Raw genomic sequence first — 9,375 nt, forward strand, 5'->3', positions numbered from 1 at the left:
GCCCATGCCTAACTCAGTAGTGAAACCAAAGCTTCGACCGATGATAGTGTAGCATTTCACTGTGGCTCTCCACCGCTGTGGGCACTACGACATCCTACTGCGTAGCGCACCGACTTCACATTGTAGAAAGCCCGCATCTAAAAATTCGGGCTCTTTACGTCTGCAGAAAAGTAGAATATGAGTAACTAACATTACGCACTCGATTTCTCTCCAATTTATCTAAATGTACAAGTCGAGCTGAATAGCTCATTACTTCAGTACTAAAGTTTATAACCGAATCTAAAGACTATTTAAAATAGTCCGTAAGCTTGAGTTTCTTCACTTTCAGATTCTTCTAGTTGTGTTGGTTTAAATATTACGCTTGGATCAATTAATACACTGTGCTTTTGTGAAAGCTTGATTAATCCTCGCATCATATTTTTAGTTTGTGGGTCTAGATCAAAACCAACCTCAGTGAGCTTATCTAGTGGTTTAATGTCTTCTTTTTTATAGTCGATATTATCTTCGACTTTATCTACCAATAACCCTACGTGTGGGTTTAAGCCGTCTTTAGTGGTAAAAACAATAATAGGTTTATAGTCTAAGGTTATTTGCTCTTTAGCTGATTCGAATAAACGCTCTAGCTGAATTAGGTTACTACGCTTAATTTTTTCGAGCAGAGCTGATACTTGTTTATAATCGCTTTGATTATGAGCTGATATAGCTTCTTTTACCGTTTCTAGCAATGATTGGAAAGGCTCGTTAAGCCGAGACATTGTTAATTTTAAGTCTTCATTGTCGGTGTTGAACTCTTTGTAAAACAGAACAAAATCTTGTAGCTCTGCGTCATTGCTTGAAATAGAAGCCGAGCTATTTAGCAAGTTACTTTGAAGTGTATTGAACCAGTTTAATAGTTTTTCTTGCCATGTTCTTAGTTGTTTTAGTACGTGCGCATTACTTTGTTCGGTTGAGATATTATTTAAAATAATACCTAAATCAAACACAGGCGTTGGTATATCCATATAATCTTTAACACCAATAAAGCTTTTATTATTGTTTGGTAAAGTTGTTAGATTATTGTCAAAGCGCTCTGTTAATAAAATATCGAGTATTTTAAGTGAAATTGTTTTGCAGCCCACTTTAAAGTTTATTAATTCCATGCCTTTATCTTAATTTACCTATTAATGCTTTAAGGATAGAACAAATTAAATAAATAGCTTAAAGAAGGGTAAGATTTAATAGAGATAGGTAACTAGGAGTTATTAGATGGCACTAGTGAGGTTTTTTATGGCACGTTTAAATTGATTCCCAAGCTGTTTTTTTCCTAATAAACCTAAGTGTTGAATCACTTTTTCATTACATTCATTTTGAAGCACTAACTTTATTAAAAGTTGTTTATCAGACTCTGTTAATTGAGACATACAAGAAGGAGACTGATTCACTACCTGCCAAAGAGTCGCAGAGATATTAAATTGAGTGAAGCTACTGTTTACGAGCAAGGCTAATCGTTCGCGAGTCTCGGGGCTTACTAACTCATCGCTAAATCCTTCAATTAAAATACTTACAAGTTGCCAATCTAGTGTTTTAAAGTGTGTTAAAAGCCCATAAAAAAAGTCGTTTTTAAACTGCTTTTTCAAAGGTTGTATAGTTGTACTTTTGTTATTTAAGCATTTAACCACAAGTGCCGAATGTTCAGCTGTGCTTTTATCGCGTTGATAACCCAGTTTTACGGTATCAAACCCTTGTTTTTGCCAAAAATTAAGTAGCTGCGCTGTTGCGCCAAAGCTTGCACCAAACCAACTACATTGGCTTTTTACTTGCGACTCACAATAGCTAAGTAGCTTTTTACCAAAGCCCATATTGTGAGAACTCGGATCAACCGCTATTCGTACAACGCGAGCGCTCAACTGTGTTAAGTAGTCATTATTAAAACTAAGTTGTGAGAGGGTTTGAGCCATTAAATGACCCTGTGGGCGGCGCTCTCCGCTTATAACCTGTAGAGCAAGTTCTTCACTTAAAGCACCTTCTATGGCAATTAAGCATACACCAGCTAGTTGATTGTTAATTTTGCTGATGAATATTCGTTGCGATGGTGCGTCTAGTAGTTGGCGTAAATCGTTTACACTACTTTGATAGTGAGCCAATGCAAGCAGGGCAATAACTTGTTGCAGTAAAGGCTCATTGTTTACAAGGGATTGCTGAGTTATTTCGCTATGAACTGGCTGCCCTAATTGATCACTACTTAACTCTTTATATTGTGCATCGAGTGCAAGCAAGGTGCGAATGCGTTGCTCAAGGGGATCGTGTTTAGCAAAACGTAGTGGCTCATCAAGCGTTACAACTTTAGAGGCTTTATAGTGCGCTTTAATATAGTTACTAAAGCGAATGGTATAACCCCTGCCATTGCCTTCATATCCAACCAGTGTACTTGCAAATACTATACGAGGGTAATGAGCTAGCATTTTTAGCAATAACGGAACAGGGATTGCTGCAGCTTCATCAATGAGTAATAAATCGCACTCAGGTAGTGTGTTTAATAACGCGTCAGGTGCAACGTAGTGCAAGTTGGCGACCTGTTTATGTTCAGCGTTGTATTGAAGGCTTAACTCTTGGGCTAAAAGTTTAAAGCTGCTATGGGTCGCTTTAAACTGAGTGCTGCAAATAATTACTTTTTTATCAGTTAGTTTTGCCGCGGCTAAGCCAAGTGCTGCCGACTTACCTCTACCTCTATCGGCATTAATGAGTAAAGGCCTGTTGGCACGGCCGTTAGCTACTTTTACTATTTGCTCAATACAGTTTTGCTGTGGCTCATAATCAATTTTATTATGCATTACATAGCTAGCGTTATTACTAATACAGCCATTTTTTTCACTAAAGTGAAAAGCGGGCAACGGTTTAATAATAGTCGCGAAACGCTGATTAAATATGCTGTAGTCAATGCTCTGACCGTGTGATTGCACTGTACTTAATGCTGGATCTTGCCAAGAGGCTAAATCATCTAGTTCAGGCAGTAATAAAAACAGTATACCGCCTGCTTTAACGGTGCCGGCAAGTGCTGCAAGTTTATCAGGGTGCAAACCACTAAAACCATCGTAAACAGCATGAGCAAATTCTTGCCCTAAAATTTGGTGTGTGCGAGTAGGCCAGTACGAATTTTTAATCGCGCACTGCTTGGATACAACAAGTGTATTGTTTTCATCTATTAATGAGTTAAGTATTTCATAACACCAAGCTGGGCTGCCCGTGATCAACACTAGCTGACGATGATACGCGCCAGCTAATTGTTGCTCTAACTCATTTAGGTGTGCTTTATACAGCTTGTAATCGTGCATAGGCCGTTACTAACCATTTACTGCCAAGGTCGTCAAAGTTAACTTGTACGCGAGATTGCGCGCCACTGCCTTCGTAATTAAGTACGGTACCAACACCAAACTTAGCATGCAAAACTCGTTGCCCTAAGTTAAAGCCACTGTCTTCAAATGCGGCATGGCTAACTGATGCGCTAAAACGCCCGGCGGCCGGCGGGCGAGAAACCTGTGTTTTAATACGAATTTCTTCTACGCAGTCCTCAGGTATTTCGCGTAAAAAGCGTGATGGGCTATGGTATTTTTCTTGCCCGTATAAGCGGCGACTCTCAGCATGGCTAATGTATAACTTATCCATTGCTCGTGTCATGCCTACATAACAAAGGCGGCGCTCTTCTTCTAAGCGGCCAGACTCTTCGTTACTTTGCTGAGAAGGGAACATGCCTTCTTCTACGCCCACCATAAACACTAACGGAAACTCTAATCCTTTAGCTGAGTGAAGCGTCATCATTTGTACGGCATCTTCGTGCTCTTCTGCTTGTCCTTCACCTGACTCAAGTGATGTATGTGCTAAAAAGCCTTGTAAAGGCGAGCTGTATTCTTCGTCTTCAGGAAGTTCGTACTGGTCACATGCGCTAATTTTATCTTCTATTTGTTCAACTAGTTCTACAAACTTACTTACTGCACCAGAAGCACGACCAGATAAATGCTGTTGTTCTACAATTGCTTTTGCGGCATACCAAAGCGGTAACGATTCTGCTCGTGCACAGTCGCGTATATGGCTCAATGTTTTGTCGCCAATACCGCGTGCTGGCGTATTAATTACACGCTCAAATGCGGCATCGTCTTGACGATTACCCACTAGGCGTAAGTACGACAACGCATCTTTAATTTCTTGTCGTTCGAAGAATCGCATACCACCATAAATACGGTATTTTAAGCCTTCTTGTAGCATGGCTTCCTCAAGTACACGAGATTGCGCGTTACTACGGTATAAAATTGCGGCATCTTGTAGGGCATTACCTGCATTTAACCAGCTTCGTAGTTTGCTACTTACAAAGCGTGCTTCGTCTAACTCATTAAATGCTGCATAAATAGAGATTGGCTCGCCGTCGTTACCGTCGGTCCACAAGCTTTTACCCATACGTTCTGAGTTATTTTGAATTAATGCGTTGGACGCTTTCAAAATAGTCGCGGTTGAACGGTAGTTTTGTTCAAGACGAATGGTTTCTGCGCTAAAGTCAGTTAAAAAACGTTTAATGTTTTCGATTTTAGCACCACGCCAACCATAAATGCTTTGGTCATCGTCGCCTACAATCATAATGCTGTTAGTATCGCCAGCAAGTAACTTTAACCAAGCATATTGAATGGTATTTGTATCTTGGAACTCGTCTACGAGCATATGTGCGAAGCGTTGCTGATAATGACGCAGTAACGTAGGGTTATTTTTTAACACTTCGTAGCTGCGTAGTAATATTTCAGCAAAATCAACTAGGCCCGCTCTATCACAGGCCTCTTGATAGGCGGCATAAACACGCAGCATCATTTGCTCATTAATATCGTATGCTTGAATATCTTTAGGGCGAAGTGCTTCATCTTTTTTGGCGCTTATGTACCAGCCAAATTGCTTAGCGGGCCATTTTTTATCATCAATATTCATCGATTTTAATAAGCGCTTGATCATTCTAAGCTGATCGTCAGAGTCTAAAATTTGAAAGGCTTCTGGTAAATTAGCTTCACGGTGATGAGCACGTAAAATACGATGCGATAAACCATGGAAAGTACCAATCCACATACCACCTACAGGCGCTTTTAGTGTTTCTTCAACGCGGCCACGCATTTCTTTAGCGGCTTTATTAGTAAAGGTAACTGCAAAAATACTGTAAGCGGAGGCTTGCTCAACTTGCATAAGCCACGCAATACGATGAACTAACACTCGTGTTTTACCAGACCCAGCACCTGCTAATACCAGCATGTTTTGTAGTGGGGCTGCAACGGCATCGCGTTGTTTGTCATTTAAGCCATCGAGTAATTGTGAAACGTCCATCGTTACGCCTTTTTAATCAATATTGTGGGCAGTATAACAGGTGTTTTTGTTAGGCTAAATAAAATACTGTTTTTATAAACAGCTATTTATAAAATAGTGTTCAAAACGAGTAACTTGCTAATTAACTAAGCGAATAAAAAGCGTAAACGCATAACAAAAATTGCTAATTTGACCTAAAGTTAGCAAAATTTACTAACTCTCTAAATCTAGACTAATTTAACTATTTGATTTGTAAGCTTTAATAAATTGGCATAAAGTGTGTAAGTAAATAATTATAAAATCAAATAAATACAGAGGTTAGTATGGCAGATCAGGGTTCTGGCGGTAACGTAATCGCAGCATTATGTAATATATTTTTTCCTGGTTTAGGGCAGTTAGTGCAAGGGCGTATTTTAGCGGCTATATTTTTTGCACTCGCTATTATAATAAGTTACGCACTAATTTATGTGCTTGTAGGCTTTGTACTTGTGCCTATTATCTACTTATGGTCGATCATTGACGCAGCGCGTTATAGATCGCGAAGTTAACGGTTTTAAAGTTGAGTAAAATAGCGCCATGTGGCGCTATTTTACTTTATATGTCCTGTGGTTTACGGGCGTTTACGTATATAATTACGCAATCAAAGATTTACAGGCAAACCCTATGGAATATCAATTTATTCGCGACCCTATTAGTGGGCTACGTATTAAAATAAGCAGTGAACACGCTATTATTGGTCGCTGGCTAAACGAAGAAATAGGCAAAGACAAAGTAGCCATGGTACTAGCGCTTATTGCATCGGTAAGTTCAAGCTATGAGCCGCTAACACTAAAAGGCCAAGAAATAGATTTAATATTAACGAAAGACGAAGCATTATTTGAAGCCCATGCGCTTCATCAAGACAGCGAAGACCTAATAGCGTATCAGGATGACGATTTAGCGCTTGAAGAAAATGGTTTAAGTAGTGGTTGTGGCTTTGAAGATTTCATTGATTTAATTGATTCATGGCATGAGTTTACGACGTCACGATAAACATAACTAGCACACTAATAAAAATATACAGCAATGCACAATCAGCATTTTATCTGTATTATTACACCAACGAACATTACGCCAATCAAAACGACAGGAACTGATATGTCTGCCAATTTAAACAAGCTAGTAGTGATGCTAGAAATGCAAAACGCCATGAATACTAAAGTACATGAGCAATGGTTTACTCAAGGGTTTGAATGGTACCGCGCTATTTGGGTTGAGTGTGCTGAAATGCTAGATCATCATGGTTGGAAATGGTGGAAAAAACAAACACCAGATACTGAACAAGTTATTTTAGAGTTGGTTGATATTTTTCATTTTGGTCTATCGCTTAGAATTGACGGTGAAACTAGCTACGAAGACTTAGCAAAGCAACTTGAAACTGAGCTTAGTAATGCTCAACAAGCTGATGACTTTAAACAAACACTAGAGATATTAGCGGCGTCTGCTGTTGCTGATAAAACGTTTAATGCAGGTGCCTTTGCCGGCTGTATGGCGCAAATGGGTATGGATATTGATGATTTATATCGCGGCTACGTAGGTAAAAATACGTTAAACTTTTTCCGCCAAGATCACGGTTACAAAGATGGTAGCTATATTAAAGAATGGAACGGGCAAGAAGATAACGAGCATTTAGTTGAAGTAGTTAAAAGCCTTGATACAGAACATGCAGATTTTGCAAAGTTAGTATATCAAGGGCTAGAAGCGCGTTACCCAAAAATTTAAGTCACGTAAGTTGAGTTAAATAATCTTACGATAGTCGGTAACACTCAGGTAATCGGCTATTTCGTTATGTGGTTGTTGGCTATCAGGGTTAGCAACTGCAAGTAAGTGCTCAATGCCGTATTCTCGTGCAGCATTCAAAACCGGCACACTGTCATCTACAAACAAAGTGCGCTGCTTATTAAACCCTAAGTCTTTTTGTACTTGGTGCCACAAACTTTGTTGCTCTTTACTTACTCCATATTCATGAGTAGACACTACGCCATCTAGGTAGTTATCAATCGCTGTATGCTCAAATTTAAGCATGACACTCTCAGGGTGGGCGTTGGTAAGTAAAATTAACTCTTTGCCTGCTTTTTTAAGCTCAGTTAAAAAATGAGGTACGTCTTCGCGCATTTTAATTAAATGCTGAGACTCTCGTTTAAGCTCCATTATAGGCAAGCTTAATTGCTGCTCCCAATAATCTAAACAATACCACTGTATTTGACCGCTCACAGCTTGATAGCGTTTTAAAATATCTGCTTTAGCTGCATCTAGGCTAATGCCCCTTGCTAATGCGTGTTGCGCAGGAATAACGTTAAGCCAAAAATGACTGTCGTAATGTAAATCGAGTAATGTTCCATCCATGTCGAGCAAAACGGTATCGATTTTTGACCAATTTAACATAGGAATTTCAACTTATAAGGTTTATTATTGAACTAACTGCCATGATAGCAAATTAACGCCAATGACACAGAAAAAGCACCCAACACCACCACAAATCCTCAGTAACAATGTTGTCGCTAAAAGCCGCCTGTTTACTGTGGAGTCTTTAGAGCTAAAGTTTTCTAATAACGAAGAGCGCCAGTATGAGCGAATTCGCGGCGGTGGCCGGGGAGCCGTGATGATTGTTCCGTTAAGTGCAGACAACGAATTACTACTTGTACGTGAATACTGTGCGGGCACAAACGATTACCAGTTAGGTTTTCCTAAAGGCTTAATCGATCCGGGCGAAACGCCAGAGCAAGCTGCTAACAGAGAGCTTAAAGAAGAAATTGGCTTTGGTGCTGAGTATTTTAAACCATTAAGAACAGTAACAATGGCGCCGAGTTACTTTAATGCCACTATGCATATTTTATTTGCTAAGCAATTATACCCACAAACCCTTATTGGCGACGAACCAGAGCCGCTTGTTGTTGTTAAGTGGCCATTAACTCAGTGGCAGTCATTATTAGACCAAGAAGATTTTACCGAAGCACGCAGTGTTGCAGCTTTGCTATTATTAGATAAGTATTTAGCGTCTGGAGCTGCCGATGAATAAATTAATCGAACCGTGTATTGAATTAGCTGAGCGTGCTGGCGATGCAATTATGGCCATTTATAAAAAAGGCGATATTGGCCAACAAGAGAAATCAGATAATACGCCTGTTACCAAAGCTGACTTAGCAGCAAATGACGTACTGGTTGCTGGATTAAAAGTCTTAGCGCCCGATATCCCAATTATGTCGGAAGAAATACCTATACCTGCACTCGCCGACAGACAGGACTGGCAGCGTTATTGGTTGCTCGATCCGATGGATGGTACAGGCGAATTTATTTTAGAAAGTGGCGACTTTGCAGTAAACATTGCATTGATTGAAAATAATCATCCTGTGCTTGGCGTTATTCATTGGCCTGCAAAAGGTGTGACTTATTTTGCTACAGCTAAAAATGGTGCCTTTAAACGTGAAAACTCAATTGATAAGCAAATATCTGTAGCGCCGCCAGAGAGCTTGACGCTTGCAGTGAGCCGCCGCCAAAAAATAGAAGCGGTGAGTCAGTATTTAAATAGTCAGTTTACAACTATTGCTATTGGCTCGTGCTCATTAAAAGCTTGTACTGTTGCAGAAGGCAAAGCAGATTGTTTTTTAAGAATTGGTCCAACGGGAGAGTGGGATACAGGTGCTTCACAAGTTATTGTTGAAGAAGCCGGTGGTTGTATTACCGATGCAGAATTTAACCCGCTAACGTACAACCAACGCGAGAGTACTGAGAACCCTGACTTTATAGTGATGGGACATCCAGACTGGGAATGGCAAAAAATGATTAATCCGCATCAAAGGTTGAGCGCAGAATAGCAATTTGATTGCTTTTTGTTCGGTTGAACAACTTTAATTAGTTTAGGCCTTGCATTAAATGTTTATTCCTATATAGTAGCGCTCTCTTCAAGGCAGGCTCGTAAATATTACGAAAATGTTTTAAAGAAATTACAGGCGCGGGATGGAGCAGTCTGGTAGCTCGTCGGGCTCATAACCCGAAGGTCGTCGGTTCAAATCCGGCTCCCGCAAC

The 9,375-nt window shown here is 39.9% G+C and carries 9 protein-coding genes and 1 tRNA gene; 6 read left to right on the forward strand and 4 right to left on the reverse strand.

Annotated elements, in window-relative coordinates; genetic code table 11:
• Positions 1-290 precede the first annotated feature (290 nt).
• The 3 genes from AAEY62_RS19835 to AAEY62_RS19845 form a co-directional block, all read right to left on the reverse strand.
• Positions 291-1,139 carry a hypothetical protein gene (locus tag AAEY62_RS19835; RefSeq protein WP_007586559.1) on the reverse strand — a complete coding sequence of 283 codons (849 nt, stop codon included), beginning with the start codon at positions 1,137-1,139 and terminating at the stop codon, positions 291-293.
• Positions 1,140-1,241: 102 nt separating this feature from the next.
• Positions 1,242-3,311, reverse strand: coding sequence for a tRNA(Met) cytidine acetyltransferase TmcA domain-containing protein (locus AAEY62_RS19840; RefSeq protein ID WP_350635879.1), 2,070 nt, complete (start codon positions 3,309-3,311; stop codon positions 1,242-1,244).
• Positions 3,289-5,331, reverse strand: a complete 2,043-nt coding sequence (locus AAEY62_RS19845) for a DNA helicase II (RefSeq protein WP_350635882.1) — start codon at positions 5,329-5,331, stop codon at positions 3,289-3,291. The genes AAEY62_RS19840 and AAEY62_RS19845 overlap by 23 nt, the downstream gene beginning before the upstream one ends.
• A 302-nt stretch (positions 5,332-5,633) precedes the next feature.
• Between AAEY62_RS19845 and AAEY62_RS19850 the strand changes: the two genes are divergently transcribed.
• The 3 genes from AAEY62_RS19850 (at position 5,634) to AAEY62_RS19860 (ending at position 7,071) form a co-directional block, all read left to right on the forward strand.
• Positions 5,634-5,858 (forward strand): hypothetical protein, encoded by a 225-nt coding sequence (locus tag AAEY62_RS19850; RefSeq protein ID WP_002963009.1) that lies wholly within the window; start codon positions 5,634-5,636, stop codon positions 5,856-5,858.
• A 115-nt stretch (positions 5,859-5,973) separates the two neighbouring features.
• A complete protein-coding gene (locus tag AAEY62_RS19855) occupies positions 5,974-6,342 on the forward strand; it encodes a YacL family protein (RefSeq protein ID WP_024590551.1) in 369 nt (122 codons plus the stop codon).
• Between the two features lie 105 nt (positions 6,343-6,447).
• A complete protein-coding gene (locus tag AAEY62_RS19860) occupies positions 6,448-7,071 on the forward strand; it encodes a dUTP diphosphatase (protein WP_007586550.1) in 624 nt (207 codons plus the stop codon).
• 15 nt (positions 7,072-7,086) lie between these two features.
• Here the strand turns inward: AAEY62_RS19860 and yrfG are convergent, their stop codons facing one another.
• On the reverse strand, positions 7,087-7,734 hold the full coding sequence (gene yrfG / locus AAEY62_RS19865) for a GMP/IMP nucleotidase (protein WP_007378908.1): 648 nt from the start codon (positions 7,732-7,734) through the stop codon (positions 7,087-7,089).
• Between the two features lie 61 nt (positions 7,735-7,795).
• Between yrfG and nudE the strand changes: the two genes are divergently transcribed.
• The 3 genes from nudE (at position 7,796) to AAEY62_RS19880 (ending at position 9,374) form a co-directional block, all read left to right on the forward strand.
• A complete protein-coding gene (nudE, locus tag AAEY62_RS19870; RefSeq protein ID WP_007586548.1) occupies positions 7,796-8,368 on the forward strand; it encodes an ADP compounds hydrolase NudE in 573 nt (190 codons plus the stop codon).
• Complete coding sequence (gene cysQ, locus AAEY62_RS19875; protein ID WP_101164350.1) at positions 8,361-9,164, forward strand: 3'(2'),5'-bisphosphate nucleotidase CysQ; 804 nt, start codon at positions 8,361-8,363, stop codon at positions 9,162-9,164. The genes nudE and cysQ overlap by 8 nt, the downstream gene beginning before the upstream one ends.
• 136 nt (positions 9,165-9,300) lie before the next feature.
• Positions 9,301-9,374: transfer RNA gene (locus AAEY62_RS19880), tRNA-Met, on the forward strand.
• The last annotated feature ends 1 nt before the right edge of the window (position 9,375 follow it).

The organism is Pseudoalteromonas sp. GW168-MNA-CIBAN-0100, assembly GCF_040309225.1.
GTDB classification, from domain to species: Bacteria; Pseudomonadota; Gammaproteobacteria; order Enterobacterales; family Alteromonadaceae; genus Pseudoalteromonas; species Pseudoalteromonas arctica.